Consider the following 14,460-nt stretch of genomic DNA (forward strand, 5'->3'; position numbering starts at 1 on the left):
AATCTATGAGTGAAAAAGTGAGCTTAAAAGACAAGTTTTACGGTTGTATAGCTGGTGTTCATATTGGTTCCGCGATGGGGGCACCTGTAGAGGGCTGGGATTTTGAACGAACGGAAGAAACGTATGGCATCCTGGATAAATTGGTATCTTACGAGCATTTCAATAATGGCTGGGTGCGTGAGGCGGGCACGACGGAAGACGGTGTCGAGAGACAGAAACTGATGATCTCCGCCATTATTGAAAAACAGGATCGAGTTACGGCTGAGGAAGTCCGCAGACAGTGGATCGCGAAAATTAAGCCGGAGTCAGCAGGCATGATCTCGGAGCCATTCGAAGCCGTATTGCTAGCGATGGCAAAAAGCGGTATTCCGGCCAGGGATATCGGGAAATATTGTGATTACGCCGGACTGAACAGTTTCTCACGTTCCTGCCATCCGATTGGACTCATTAACGCCGGTGATGTGGAAAATGCCATTAACGATGTGAACGAAGTCGGACAGCTGTATCAAACATCCAATGGACGAGGGTTAAAATGGGCGGCTGTAACGGCAACGGCAATTGCAACCGCTACGAAAGCGAATGCAACCGTAGATAGCGTAATTGGGGCGATCTACAATTATTGCGACCCCGATGTTGTTGTAAAGGAAATTGACCGTGAGCTTAAACGCACACAAAACATTACGGATATTCGCGAACTGCGCAAAGTCTTGTATGAGTCTTACAGCATTAGAGGGATTCCATATGAGGTAAGTTATGCGAACGAAGTTGTAACTAAAGCGATATGCATATTCAGAATGGTCAATGCCAACGTCAAGGATGCTTTGATTACCGCTGTTAATATGGGCCGTGATACGGACTGCGTTACAGCGGTTGCTGCTGGGATTTCTGGTGCGTTGAGCGGAACGAGTTCCATTCCTGAGGAATGGATTAAGCAAGTTGATTACGCAACTTCGCTGCACGTTGTAAGTAATTCGCACAGAACGATGAAAGAACATTCGGAAGGATTGTACCAGGCCTATCATTCAAGACTACTGAAACTGAAAGCGTATTCGGAACAAATGTCTGCAATTTAGCTAATGCGCATAATCTAACTATGTGAGGAGAGTTCTTTCAATGAGCGAAAATATTAGTCTGAAGGAAAAATTTTATGGTTGTATAGCGGGAACTTATGTGGGTGCTGCCATGGGCGCTCCTGTCGAGGGAATGAGCCATCAAGAGATTGAAGCGAAATACGGTGTTTTGAATACATTATTGCCCTATGAGCGTAATAACAACGGTTGGATACGTGAGGCAGGCACGACAGAAGACGGAGTGGAAAGACAAAAGCTTATGACGACAGCCATCCTTGCCAAGCAAGATCGTGTAAATGCGGAAGATATCCGCTCCATCTGGGTTAGGGACATTAAACCGGACGCAGGCGGAATGATCACGGAACCGTTTGAAAATACGCTGCTGGCGGTTGCCAAAAGCGGTATCCCTGCCCGGGACATCGGTAAATATTGCGATTATGCGGGATTAAGCAGTGCGTCTGGCTCCTGTCAGCCGATCGGTTTAATTAATGCCGGCGATGTTCGCAATGCGGTTGCGGATGCCTTTGAAATCGGACAGCTGTACCAGACGTCCAAAAGCTACGCTGTCCGCTGGGCAGGCGTTTCCGCCGCAGCGATTGCTTCGGCTACCAAGCCAGGTGCAACCGTTGATAGCGTTATTGGCGACATTTTCAGATATTGCGATTATACCGATCTTGCGCTCAAAATTGATGGCAACAAGTATGGCTACCTTCGTGATAATGTCATACAGGAGCTGGACTCCGGCTTGAAACGTACTGCACACTGCAAGGATTTCGGCGAATTGAGAGAGGCCTTTGACAAAATTTATTACGGTTGTGGAGTTCCCTACTGCAACAGCTTTGCGAACGAAGCATTAACAAAGGCGATCTGCGTTCTAAGATTAGTAAACGGAAACGCTTATGAAGCTATCCTTGCCGGCGTAAATATGGGAAGAGATACAGGGGCTGTTGCTGCAATTGCTGGTGGACTGGCTGGTGCGCTGAAAGGGGCAGGATCCATCTCTGCCGAATTAATTAAGCAGGTGGATGATGCAACAAGTTTGAATCCGTACACCAATAATGAAAGAACAATTCAGGAACAAGCGGATGGTTTGTATCGAGCCTTTCACGCAAGATTGCAAAAGATTAATACATTTACGGAAACAATGTTGGCTGTTTAAAGGGGGAAAGTTTCATTGACCAGGTTAAAAATAGGCATTATCGGTCTTGGCGAGGTCGCCCAAATTATCCATTTTCCCGTATTGGAATCTTTGTCCGAGAGGTATGAAATCGCTGCCATCTGCGACATTTCACCTAAGCTATTAGAGGTGATCGGGGATAGATATCACGTGCCGAACCGCTATGTTGATGCTGCTGAAATGACGAGCCTTCCAGAGCTGGATGCCGTTCTCATCTGCAATAGTGATGAATATCATGCGGATTGTGTGATTGCCGCTCTCCAGAACAAAAAGCATGTGTTAATCGAAAAACCGATGTGCTTAACCTTGCAAGAAGCCGATGACATCATTCGTGTCCGGGATGAAATGGGCGTGAAGGTCATGGTCGGTTATATGAGAAGGTATGCCCCGGCATTCGTACAAATGGTTGAAGAAGTGAAGAAGCTGGATACAATCAACTATGTGAGGGTCCGCGATATTATTGGGGGAAATCATTTGTTTATCGATCAATCCAGCAAAGTCCACCGTTTTGATGATATCAGTGAGCATGCCAAATTAGACCGTGCCGATCGGGCGGCTAAATTGGTGAAGGATGCCATCGGCGAAGCCCCTGCGGATTTGCGTTCAGCCTATCGTTTGCTTTGCGGGCTAGGAAGCCATGATCTCTCCGCGATGCGGGAAGTGATCGGATTCCCCAAAAGGGTTGTTTCCGCTCGACAATGGAATAACGGCAGATTTATGAGCGCAATATTGGAATATGACGGATTTCATGTTACCTATGAAACGGGGATTGACCATATAAGACGTTTTGATGCGCACATTGAAGTTTACGGCAACAACAAATCGCTGAAGGTACAGTACAATACGCCGTACATGCGTCATCTTCCTACAACACTGCAGGTGAACGAAACCAATGGGGAAGCGTATAGCGAAACGGTTGTTCGTCCTACCTTTAAGGATGCGTACACTTGTCAATTTGAATATTTTTACGATGTAGTCGTGAACGATGTTACGCCGAAAACAACGCCGGAGGATGCCAAAGAGGACTTGAAGCTATTTCAAATGCTGATTGAAGCTATGAGGGGAAATGAGCCAAACAGCTAGTTTTGTCGGCATCTCGCAAGGTAGTAAGGGAGGGAAGGCATTTGAAGATTGCCTTGGGAAGCGATCATTGTGGTTATGAATTGAAGGTAGCTCTGAAGCCGTTATTTGCTAAACTGGGCGTTGAAGTTACCGACTTCGGTTGTCATTCGGTTGAGCCGGTCGATTTTCCAGATGTGGCTAGAACCGTGTGCAACGCTGTGCGCGGTGGGGAATTTCAGCGGGGAATCATGGTTTGCGGTACAGGCGTAGGTGCCGCGATTGCAGCGAATAAGGTTCCGGGCATTCGGGCTTCGGTATGCCATGATATTCATTCGGCGCATCAGTGTGTAGAGCATGATGATGTAAATATCATGTGCCTCGGTGCGCAGATCATCGGGCCTTGGCTGGCAGAGGATTTAGTCCGCTCGTTTTTGCAAGCCGAATTCCGTACAGATGAACATTTCCGGAGACGTGTAAATAAGCTTCATAGTTTGGAGCTAGAAGGCGCCAGAGAATTGCTGAACGGTAAATAAATAATCGCCGCCCCGGATTCTTTGAGCGGGCGGCGATTTTGCCTTTTCTTAAGCTAATGATTCCTTCACGACAGGCTCCGTCAATTTGTAACCAACATTGCGAATCGTCATGATATATTCCGGATTGCGGGCATTTTGTTCAATTTTATCGCGCAAATGGGAAATGTGCACATCGACGATTCGGGTATCGCCCAGGAAGTGATAGTCCCAGACGCCATGAAGCAGCTGTTGTCTGCTTAGGACTTTACCGCGGTGTTTGCATAGGAATAGCAGTAATTCAAATTCTTTGGGTGTGAGTTCGATCGGTGCGCCGTTTATCGTAACTTCGCGTTGGTCCGCTTTGATGGAGATTTGGCCAATTGTAATCGGCGTGTTCTCGGATGCAGACGGCAAAGTTTGAATCCGACGATGAATAGCATGAATACGGGAAATAAGTTCTTGCGGCGAAAACGGCTTCGTCATGTAATCATCAGCCCCGTTATCGAGCCCCGCAATTTTATCCGTAAGGTCCTGCATAGCTGTGAGCATAATAATCGGAACGAGGTTATTTTGGTTTCTTAGTTTACGGCATACTTGAAAGCCGTCCATTTTCGGCAGCATAAGGTCTAGAACAATGAGGTCAGGTCGAAAAGTTTGAATCGCATCAAATACAGCTTCACCATCGAATACGCAATATACTTCGAAGCCCACGAGCTTCAGGTTGAACTCTATAAGCATTGAGATTGAAGGTTCGTCATCGACAACGAGGATCTTTTTTTTCAGCATTTAGGTTGACTCCTTTTATCGAGAAGGATAACTCTATTATGAGGGGGCTCTATCATCGACATATTAAGATAAAGTTAACCCTGTGTAAAATTGCAATCCTTGGGCGCATATAATAGGATAGAAGATGAGGTGAATTTGACAGAGATGGCTTTTCATATTGTACTAGTAGAACCCGAAATTCCTGCAAATACAGGAAACATATCAAGGACATGCGCGGCAACAGGCACGCATCTCCATTTGGTCAGGCCGCTGGGCTTTCAGACGGATGACAAGACGCTGAAGCGGGCAGGTTTGGATTATTGGCACTCCGTAAAACTCGAGTATCACGATTCATTTGACGAAGTGCTGGAGATGTATAAAGGGCATCGCTTCTTTTTTGCAACGACCAAGGCGAAAAAGCGTTACACAGAATTTACATTTCAGGATGGCGACTTTTTGGTTTTTGGCAAAGAGACGAAAGGTCTCCCGGAAGATCTTCTGCGTCAGCATCCGGAGACGCTTCTTCGACTTCCGATGTCGGATAACGTTCGGTCGCTCAATTTATCCAATTCGGTTGCCATTATGCTCTATGAGGCATTGCGGCAGACCGGTTTCGAGGGGCTTGACTAGTTGAACTAGATAGTAGTACGACAACATTATTTAGGTCTGTGTCGACAAAATTGACAATAAAAGAAATTTCGGCTTTTAATTAGAAGGAGTTTCTTGACCAACGGCGAATAGTATTCCCTATCAGTCCGTATAGATATGCTAAGCCAACACGCGAGCATAGAAAATGATAGCGGAAGAGAGGTGAAGTCCTATGATGAAACCAGCCGGAGTCGTTCGTAAAGTCGATCAATTGGGACGTATTGTTCTGCCTAAATCGTTACGTAAACGATATCAAATGAATGAAGGGGATCCTGTCGAGATTTTGGTACAGGGTGATCATATCATTTTGGAGAGATACCGCCCGAAATGCGTATTTTGCGGCAGTATGGAGAGCGTGAGTGAATTCAAAGAACGTTACATATGCAGCACTTGTGTAACAGAAATGAATGTACTTAAAGTGAGAGCCTAATAATGAAAAAAGCATCGTCTTTCCTTCAGGGAAAGAGGTGCTTTTTTTTCGTTTAGCCGAACGTAAAAAAGACCACCAGAATGATACATTCCGATGGTCTTTGGTAAACTTACAGGCCCTTAGTTTTGTCCTCGTTATAGGAAGCCGTCATCATAGCGACGAGAAATAGCACAAAAACGGAATTAACGAGCCAAAATGTTGCTGATAAGCCAAACATTGCTGCACCCCCTATAGGTTAAAGAACGTAAAAGCATATAGTTAAGGCTTATTATACCCAACCATCCTAAAAAAAGAAACGAATAAAGTGTGAATAATTTCAGTTATTTGAAAAATAAAAAGTTTGTAGCCAGCGGTCTCAGCTTCCCATCGGACGGGCGGTTAATGACGCTTCCACCCATGACTAGCGTAGTAGAACCGCCGCCATCCAGATTATAAGCGTCAACAATGCCTAACTGCTGCATCTTGTCCTGCAGCTCAGCAAGCGTTGCACCTGAGTTGCCGCTTTCGTCATAACCATCGGTCACGATAAACAACAGCTGGTCGTTCTTGTAATTGGCCATCACGGTTCGGGCAGCACGCGCCGGCGAGCTTTGCCACTGATACGGGATGGTCGCTTTGGCTCCGTTCTTGAGGAGCGTCGGAACGAAGGTCGAACCCATCAGCGGATTCAGCTTGTCCAGCTCAGCTTGGGAGCTGAACTTGCCGCCGATCAGCTGGCGGTCTTTATTCAATCCGATGAAAATCGTATCATTTTTCGTCGGGAAGAAGCCGTTTAAGTACTTGCCGTTCATCACCGTCGTATCGAGCGGGTAGCGTTTGCCTTTGCTGTCATCGGCAAAGCCTCCTGCGTTTACGCCGGCAATAGCGCCGTAGCGTGACACAGCTTCCAAAGTGGTCTCGCTGGAGCCCATTTTATCCTTGCCAAGAACAAGCTTAATGGCTTTATCGCTTTTGAGGTTTACTTTAAGCGCATAACCTTTGTAGTTATTTTCACTCAAAGCAAATAATTTCAAATCGATATTGCCCGATGAGGCTTGGCGAATGGGACTGCCAAGCTTCGCGGTAATCCGCGCATCATAGATGATGCCGGGCTTGGCTACTTGGGCTGTCGCGCTCTGAAGGGCCGCAGTGACTTCGGCTGTGCTTTTCTCGTACAGTTCAAAATATTTCTGAATAATCGTCTTTGTTTGCGCAGCATCCGTCGTTGCTTTGGTCAGCAAGTTGTCAAGTGCAGACGATTCTTGCTGAAAGGAAACCGGAACTGCGGGTGCAGTTGACCATGGATGAATAGGGATACTCGCGGTAACGAAAAGCAGCCAAATCAACATGCCCACGAACGGAGCACAAGCCAGCAGAAAGACGCGATTGATACCTTGAATGGTCGTCATTATTTCAGCACATCCAAGTTCTTCTGCAGCTCATCGAGCTTCTTCTTCACATCAGCCAGCTGGGTGTAAAGCTGGTTGCTATTATCGGTCTTGCTGTTGGCGCTGTCCTTCGTGAAGGCAAGCAGTTCATTCAAGGAGTCTACCTTGGTCTGTAAAGCTTTCATCTCTGTTGAAACGTTGTCTTTCAAGTCGGTCACTTGCTTCTGATAATCTTCCTGCACGACTTGCAATTGCTGCTGGGTTTGCTGTGCGATATCGGTTGCTATTTGTTGTCTTAAATGCTCTGTATACAGCATGGCTGCTGCCACTCCGATTGCGATCAGCATGACCCAACCAAGAAACAAGTAAACATACGTTTTTCTTCCAGCTTTTGTGGCTTTGGCCGCGCGAGGGAAGGAATTCGCCGTCGTTGTCTCGATTTGCATACTCATGATAATCACCTCTGTCTCCTAGTATAGCATATTCCCTATTTTATACAGAAATTTAGATGGAATTCGATGTTTTTCGATATTCATTGGGGGTAATCCCCTCTAATTTTTTGAAAACTTTGCTGAAATACTTCTCATCCTGATAACCGACCATTTCAGCCACTTGGGAAATCCGAAGATGCGGATTGCGCAGCAGAACCTTCGCTTTGCTCATGCGGATCTGGCCTAAATAATCCGAGAGGTTCACCTCGAACTCCTGCTTGAATTTGCGGGAAATATATTCGCGGCTCAGGAAAAAACGGCTCGCTATTTCCTGCAAAGTCACATCTTCGTGGTAATGATTTTGCAGGTATTCGGCAATTTCAAAAATAACATTTTTGTCCTTGTGCTGATTCTCAAGCAGCATTTTGGACATGTGCACGATACTCCGTGTAAGCTCCTGCTGCCACTGTGAAAGTGACAGAATCCCCTGTTCGTCAAGCGGCACAATGACGCTCGTTGGCTCATCCGCGAGCATCTCCTTGACTTTGTCCTCGCTAATGCCGGAGAAAAACTGCTGCACCCAGCGACGTTTCATGACAGTGTACTCGCGCCACCACAGATCGAGCTGTTCCAGCGTAATGACCTCGCTTAGCTTGACTGTGTCCATCCATTGCTGGATGGCATCCTCAATCTGCTCCATGCTCCCGCTGCGGATAGCCAGATTGATCTTCTCCTCATATTGGGTGAAGGTAGGTGCAGCTTGAGGGGATTTGGTAGGGTTCAACATGCTGTGAATCCAGGTATCCCTAGCTTTAAGGTTGCGTTTGCGAAGCGCATCACGCGCTTCTTGATAAGATAAAGTTACATCAGCTGGAAAAGCATGCAAGCGGCCGATTCCAAAATCAACGCGTGTGTGTAGGGTAGTGCGCATGCCTTCATTAATTTTTTCCAAAAACCCTTCAGCGCCGAGCAGATCCTTCCATAATAGAAGGACAATTTCCGTATCACTGTGCCAATGGCGGAAAGCGTAGCCGCGGCCATCCGTCGTGAGAAATTCATTGCAAATATTGATGAGCGAGAAAAATAAGAGATCCATGTTCTGGCTGAACTTATTTTTCACACTGCGCTCCATGGTATCTAGCGATAAAATGGCAACCCGGCACTCGTTGATGTTCCGGGTCAACTGAAGCTCTTTGTCGAGTTGCTCAGCAGCGCTCTCATACGTGGAAGGCTCCGCGATGATGCCGGAAAGAAGCTTGTCCCAATACATCGGCTTAATCGTATTCATTTCAATATTCAGCTCGCGATTGGTTTGACGAAGCTCCTCATCCTTGGTCCAAGCCTGAATCGCTTTATCCAGCGCTTCATTCAGCTGATCCGGATCAATGGGTTTCAGAATGTAGTCGGTTCCTCCATACTTCAAGGTATGGCGCAGTAAGGAGAAATCGTCATGACCGCTGATGACAATCGTTTTGGAGTTTGGTGCATTCGCTTGCAGCCACTCCAGCAGCTTCACGCCGTTCATGATGGGCATCATCATGTCGGTCATAATGATTTCAGGTTGGTGCTGGTCAATAAGCGCGGTGGCGGATTCACCGTCCGGCGCTTCCAATATGGTATCTATACCGTGCTGCTGCCAGTTCACAAGCAGCCGGATCGCATCGCGTACATGTTTCTCATCATCGACAAGTAAAACTTTCATCTGTTAACTCCCTTATTCATCGGGATATGGATGACGATTCTTAACCCCTGGGGCTGAGCATGTTCAATGTCAAGAGTAGCGTCATCCGTGAAATACAATTTGACTCTAGTTTGAACATTGCTAAGCCCAATGCAGGCCTCATCGCCCGTGGAGGGGGCATTCAGCCTGTTTCTAATCTCGCGTAAACGCTCCTCCGTAACGCCAATTCCATTATCCTCAACAATTAATTCTAAAAATTCATAGTCTTCCTCTGTCCGTTTGGATGCTTGGATGTGCAAGAGCCCATCTTCAGCTGCGCTTGGATTAAAACCATGTTTGAAATAATTTTCGACAAGCGGCTGAATAATCATCTTGGGCACCGAGATGGCCTTGGTGTCTTCCTCAATGTCATAGACGATCTGGAATTGATGTTCAAAGCGCTGCTTTTGCAGTTCCAGATACGCTTTAATATGCTCAAGTTCTTTGCCCAGAGGGACAACGGATTCATTCGTATTCATGCTGTAATGCATCATTTTGGCCAGGGAAGCGATTAAGGCATACACCTTGGGCGCATTGTGCTGCAGAGCGAGCGTACCGATAGATTGCAGCGCATTGTTCAGAAAATGCGGATTGATCTGAGCTTGCAGCGCCATAAGCTGATTGGACTTGTTCGCAAGCTCCAGACGGTATTCGCGCATGACCATTTGATTCAAATCCTGCATGAGGCCGTGGAACCGATTGGCTAGAATGCCCATTTCATCGGTGCGAGTCAATTCGATATCTTTATGCATATGGCCCAGTTGAACCTGACCGGCTTGAATGCGCGTGATATAACGGATCAATTGCTTGATCGGTTCTGTAAAACGAATGGAAATATAGATCGTTCCACCGATAACGATCAGCATGAAAAAAGTCAGGACAAGCGAGTTGATGAGTGTTAATTGCTTGGCGTTTTTGGTTAATTGATCATATGGAAGACGTTTGACAATCGTCCAGTCGACATAGTCCGTTTTCATTTTTTCGAAAACATTGATGCCGGCGTAAGGTCCTTTGCTCCATTCATACGAGCCCTTATCCAATGTGCTGTGAATCGCTTCATTACCCCAGCTGCCTTCAAGCCGCTGCCCCCATTTGGAAGGATCCGGACCGAAAACAATATAGCCCTCATTATCCAGAATGTACAATTCTTCTGTGTCATGTGTGTACAAGCTCTGGGAAATTTCCGATATCAGATCTAAATGAAGATCAATGATAAGTTCCCCAATCGATGTGTTATTCGGTGAGTACATCAGCTTGCGATGCATAGACAGGACCGGTGTTGGAGCAGAATACACGTTAATTGCAATATTGTAACTGTGATTCAAATGAGTGGTTTCAAAATAAACGGTTTTGCCTTCTGGAAAAGGACGCAAAAACTCATATTTCCCGGTTGTACTTCCTGTGAAATCGTTACTCGACAAGAAGGAGCGGTCGCTTACAGAAGCATACAAATAAACTTGTTTAAACTCTTTAACGGCATGCGACATGACCTGCAGCCCGCTTTTGATCACTTTATCACTCATATAATCGATATCCCGCTCACGTTCCAGAATATCGTATAATTGTCCGAGCTCTGACAAATGCTGACCTGTATAGATCGTCGTAGATGCTTGGACAACCCCATTTAAATAGTTTAATATATTCAATTTCGCTTGGGAGATGAGGGCCGAATTGTTGGTGATGGTATCTTCGGTGACTTTTTCCTTGGTGAATATATAGGAGACTACGATGGAGGTAATGAATGGAACGAGTGTGGCGATCAGCAGAAAAAGGATCAGTTTATTGCGTATGCTGTGACGAAACATGTCGAATCAACTCGGTTTCTTCGTGGACTTTTCACCCTTTATTGTAGCAGTAGAGGTCAACAAATTCCACCTAATGCATCACGATTATCTGTGTTTCAGGAGGATAAAGGTATTTATACTATAGGTTATAGTTACCTAATCGTAAGGGGGAAATTCCCATGAAACAGAGCAAGGGGTTATCAGGACTATTACAGCAATGGGTGTTCATCGGACCTGCGTTCCTATTTTTCGCGCTCATTGTAGTGATTCCTTTTCTCATGAGCATTTATTATTCATTTACAGAGTGGAATGGTGTCACGACAAACGTGAAATTCAACGGTTTGGACAATTTCAAACACCTTCTATTTGATGACAAAGATTACCGCAACGCTTTCTGGTTCACAACGCGGATTACCGTAACGGATGTTATTCTAACGAATGTTGTCGGATTCCTGTTGGCACTGCTGCTAACACAAGCGCTGAAAACGAGAAATGTGCTGCGCACCATTTTCTTCATGCCCAACGTCATCGGCGGACTTCTGCTGGGGTTCATCTGGCAGTTTATTTTCGTCAAAGGCTTCGGAACACTGGGCGAATTGACGAACTGGAGCTTTTTCCAACTGCCTTGGCTGGGCGACGCGCCTACCGCTTTCTGGGCGATTGCGATCGTTAGTATTTGGCAGGGTGCGGGCTACTTAATGATCATCTATATTGCGGCGCTTTCCAATGTGCCCAAAGATATGATCGAGGCGGCCTATATTGATGGAGCAACCCGTTTCCAAGTACTTAGAAGTATTATTGTTCCGCTCATTATGCCGGCGGTTACGGTATGTCTATTCCTGACGATTTCGTGGAACTTCAAAATGTTCGACTTGAACTTCTCCTTGACCAAAGGCGGACCGTTCAACTCCACGGAATCCGTGTCGATCAATATTTATCAAGAAGCGTTCCGCAATAACAACTATGGCTTAGGAACAGCGAAAGCATTAGTGTTCTTCATCGTAGTGGCCATTATTTCGACCATCCAAGTCATGTATACGAAACGCAAGGAGGTTGAAGTGTAATGGAAACAGTCAAAAAATATTCCGGACGTTTATTCACGCTTGAAGTGCTGGGTATCCTGATCGCTCTGCTCTTTCTAGTTCCGTTCTACTTTGTTATTGTCAACTCGCTCAAAACTTTCCCGGAGCTCGCTGCCAGTACGGCAAAGCTGCCGCAAACGTTGTATTTCGATAATTACAAAAAAGTATGGACGATCATGAAATTCCCTAGCGCTTTCATGAACTCGTTAATCATTACGGTTTTCAGCAATATCGGGCTAGTCGTGATTAGCTCCATGGCTGCTTACCGCATGGTACGGAAGCCAAGTAAATTCAACAATCTTATTTTCTTGGCCTTCGTTGCTGCGATGGTCATTCCGTTTCAGTCCATTATGATCCCGCTGGTTCGTGTAGCGAGCGGAGTTGGACTGATGGACAGCAAGATAGGTTTGATTATTTGTTACTTTGGTTTCGGTGTATCCCTTAACGTTTTCTTGTTCCACGGTTTTATCAAATCGATTCCGCTCGAAATCGAAGAGTCGGCCACGGTGGACGGCTGCTCGCCCTATGGCGTGTTCTGGCGTATCGTGTTCCCGTTGTTAAAACCGATGTCTACGACGGTCGTGATTTTGAACAGTTTATGGATCTGGAACGATTATTTGCTGCCGTCTCTCGTGCTGAACAGTCCAGAGCTGCGAACAATACCTTTAGCGACGTTCTCCTTCTTTGGTCAATATACGAAGCAATGGGATTTGGCTTTGGCGGGTCTAACTCTCGGCGTTCTACCGATCGTTATTTTCTTCCTGGCCATGCAGAAGCATATCGTTGAAGGAATCACAGCAGGTTCCGTAAAAGGGTGACATTTTTGTTAGGAAGTTCAAAATCTTCCACCTTTATGTTCAATATCCTCTGTGTTAAGGGTTCAAGAAAGTGTTTACAATAAACCATGTAAGCTGATGACGAGGGAATGAACGGCCTGTTATCAGGGTAAGCTGAGTAAACAAAAAAAGGGAGGCTTCACCTCAATGAAAAAATTAACGATGGTCAGTATGGCTGCATTACTCACACTTTCTGTGGTTGCAGCTGGCTGTGGTAAAAAAGAAGAGACACCTGCGCCTGCTGCTTCAGCCGGGACATCAGCATCAGCGACACCTGCTGCGGCTGGTAAACCTGTAACCATTAAAATGTTCCAGTTCAAAGTAGAAATTGCTGATCAATTGGGTAAATTGGTAGCTGAATATCAAAAGCTGAATCCAAATGTGAAAATTCAAATTGATACGGTAGGCGGCGGCGCAGATTACGGCGCAGCTTTGCTGGCGAAGTTCAACTCCGGCGACAAACCGGACATTTTCAACAATGGCGGCTTCTCGGATCTGGACAAATGGATCGACAACTTGGAAGATCTCTCCGATCAACCTTGGGTTAGTGACCTTGTAGACGTGGCGAAAGAGCCAATGACCAAAAATGGTAAACTATACGGCCAACCGCTGAACCTTGAAGGCTACGGCTTCCAATACAATAAAGATTTGTTCGCGAAAGCTGGTATTACAGAGCTTCCAAAAACAATTACACAATTGGAAGATGCCGCTAAAAAGCTGCAAGCTCAAGGGATTACACCTTTTGAAACCGGATATGGCGAGTGGTGGGTACTGGGTAATCACTTCGTAAACCTTCCTTTTGCTTATCAGAAAGATCCGAATGCTTTCATCGACGGTTTGAACAAAGGAACAGCGAAAATTCCGGGTAATGAGCAATTTAATCAATGGGTAAATTTATTTGATCTTCAATTGAAATATGGTAACAAAAACCCGCTGCAAACAGACTACAACACGCAAGTAACTGATTTTGCAACCGGCAAAGCGGCTATGACACAGCAAGGTAACTGGACACAAGTCCAAATTTCCAAAACGAACCCGGACATTAAAGTTGGCTTCTTGCCAATGCCGATCAACGATGATGCTGCATCGAACGACAAATTGTTTGTTGGTGTTCCGAACAACTGGGTAATCAACAAAAACTCCGCTGTGAAAGACGAAGCGAAGAAATTCCTGAACTGGATGGTAACATCCGATGTGGGTAAAAAGTATATCACAGACGAGTTCAAATTCATCCCGGCTTTCAAATCCATTCCTGCTGACGAGAAAGTACTTGGACCATTGGCGGCAGACATTATTTCCTACAGCAAAGCTGGTAAAACATTGAGCTGGAACTGGTTCAAATTCCCTGGCGGCGAAGCATCCAGTAAAAAATTCGGCGATATTATGCAAGGTTATGTCGCGAAGAAGTATACGAAGGACCAAATGCTTGATGAATTCCAGAAAACATGGGATAGCTTGAAGAAGTAATACGATATTGGATAGAAATAGAGCCTCAGCGCCAAAGCTGGGGCTTTTTGCCGTTTAACAGAAGGATGGGGGGGCTGTTACAATAAGGAAGACTGAGGAGCGGGGGGCT

At 45.9% G+C, this 14,460-nt stretch carries 14 protein-coding genes; 9 read left to right on the forward strand and 5 right to left on the reverse strand.

All coding sequences use genetic code 11. The features are described 5' to 3' along the window. Window positions 1-5 precede the first annotated feature (5 nt). Genes RQP52_RS19465 through RQP52_RS19480 form a run of 4 tightly spaced genes read left to right on the forward strand, consistent with a single transcriptional unit; the run spans window position 6 to window position 3,842 of the window. Complete coding sequence (locus RQP52_RS19465) at window positions 6-1,073, forward strand: ADP-ribosylglycohydrolase family protein (protein WP_315953395.1); 1,068 nt, start codon at window positions 6-8, stop codon at window positions 1,071-1,073. Between the two features lie 40 nt (window positions 1,074-1,113). Further along, entirely contained in the window at window positions 1,114-2,229 is a 1,116-nt protein-coding gene (locus RQP52_RS19470) for an ADP-ribosylglycohydrolase family protein (RefSeq protein WP_315953396.1), read from the forward strand. Window positions 2,230-2,244: 15 nt separating this feature from the next. Further along, window positions 2,245-3,330, forward strand: coding sequence for a Gfo/Idh/MocA family oxidoreductase (locus tag RQP52_RS19475; RefSeq protein ID WP_315953397.1), 1,086 nt, complete (start codon window positions 2,245-2,247; stop codon window positions 3,328-3,330). 41 nt (window positions 3,331-3,371) lie between these two features. Further along, the gene (locus RQP52_RS19480) at window positions 3,372-3,842 is read left to right on the forward strand and encodes an RpiB/LacA/LacB family sugar-phosphate isomerase (protein ID WP_315953398.1); all 471 of its coding nucleotides are present in this window, start codon (window positions 3,372-3,374) and stop codon (window positions 3,840-3,842) included. Window positions 3,843-3,890: 48 nt separating this feature from the next. Here the strand turns inward: RQP52_RS19480 and RQP52_RS19485 are convergent, their stop codons facing one another. Continuing rightward, entirely contained in the window at window positions 3,891-4,607 is a 717-nt protein-coding gene (locus tag RQP52_RS19485) for a response regulator transcription factor (RefSeq protein WP_315953399.1), read from the reverse strand. A gap of 144 nt (window positions 4,608-4,751) precedes the next feature. On the opposite strand from RQP52_RS19485, the gene trmL reads away from it, so the two are divergent. Further along, a complete protein-coding gene (gene trmL, locus RQP52_RS19490; RefSeq protein WP_127457615.1) occupies window positions 4,752-5,216 on the forward strand; it encodes a tRNA (uridine(34)/cytosine(34)/5-carboxymethylaminomethyluridine(34)-2'-O)-methyltransferase TrmL in 465 nt (154 codons plus the stop codon). Window positions 5,217-5,409: 193 nt separating this feature from the next. Then, window positions 5,410-5,664 carry an AbrB/MazE/SpoVT family DNA-binding domain-containing protein gene (locus RQP52_RS19495; RefSeq protein WP_127457616.1) on the forward strand — a complete coding sequence of 85 codons (255 nt, stop codon included), beginning with the start codon at window positions 5,410-5,412 and terminating at the stop codon, window positions 5,662-5,664. Between the two features lie 320 nt (window positions 5,665-5,984). Here RQP52_RS19495 and RQP52_RS19500 read toward each other — a convergent pair whose 3' ends face one another. Genes RQP52_RS19500 through RQP52_RS19515 form a run of 4 tightly spaced genes read right to left on the reverse strand, consistent with a single transcriptional unit; the run spans window position 5,985 to window position 10,987 of the window. After that, a complete protein-coding gene (locus tag RQP52_RS19500) occupies window positions 5,985-7,052 on the reverse strand; it encodes a phosphodiester glycosidase family protein (RefSeq protein WP_315953400.1) in 1,068 nt (355 codons plus the stop codon). Further along, window positions 7,052-7,483, reverse strand: a complete 432-nt coding sequence (locus RQP52_RS19505) for a hypothetical protein (RefSeq protein ID WP_157319491.1) — start codon at window positions 7,481-7,483, stop codon at window positions 7,052-7,054. The genes RQP52_RS19500 and RQP52_RS19505 overlap by 1 nt, the downstream gene beginning before the upstream one ends. Window positions 7,484-7,535: 52 nt before the next feature. Continuing rightward, entirely contained in the window at window positions 7,536-9,164 is a 1,629-nt protein-coding gene (locus RQP52_RS19510; RefSeq protein ID WP_315953401.1) for a response regulator, read from the reverse strand. Continuing rightward, window positions 9,161-10,987, reverse strand: a complete 1,827-nt coding sequence (locus RQP52_RS19515) for a cache domain-containing sensor histidine kinase (RefSeq protein WP_315953402.1) — start codon at window positions 10,985-10,987, stop codon at window positions 9,161-9,163. Before RQP52_RS19515 ends, RQP52_RS19510 begins: the two co-directional genes overlap by 4 nt. A 158-nt stretch (window positions 10,988-11,145) precedes the next feature. On the opposite strand from RQP52_RS19515, the gene RQP52_RS19520 reads away from it, so the two are divergent. From RQP52_RS19520 to RQP52_RS19530, 3 genes are all read left to right on the forward strand, one after another. Next, window positions 11,146-12,030 carry a carbohydrate ABC transporter permease gene (locus tag RQP52_RS19520; RefSeq protein WP_315953403.1) on the forward strand — a complete coding sequence of 295 codons (885 nt, stop codon included), beginning with the start codon at window positions 11,146-11,148 and terminating at the stop codon, window positions 12,028-12,030. Then, window positions 12,030-12,866: a carbohydrate ABC transporter permease gene (locus tag RQP52_RS19525; RefSeq protein ID WP_315953404.1), complete on the forward strand. Its 837-nt coding sequence runs from the start codon at window positions 12,030-12,032 to the stop codon at window positions 12,864-12,866. The genes RQP52_RS19520 and RQP52_RS19525 overlap by 1 nt, the downstream gene beginning before the upstream one ends. A gap of 165 nt (window positions 12,867-13,031) precedes the next feature. Next, on the forward strand, window positions 13,032-14,351 hold the full coding sequence (locus RQP52_RS19530; protein WP_315953405.1) for an ABC transporter substrate-binding protein: 1,320 nt from the start codon (window positions 13,032-13,034) through the stop codon (window positions 14,349-14,351). The last annotated feature ends 109 nt before the right edge of the window (window positions 14,352-14,460 follow it).

Source organism: Paenibacillus violae (assembly GCF_032461945.1).
Lineage (GTDB): Bacteria > Bacillota > Bacilli > Paenibacillales > NBRC-103111 > Paenibacillus_E > Paenibacillus_E violae.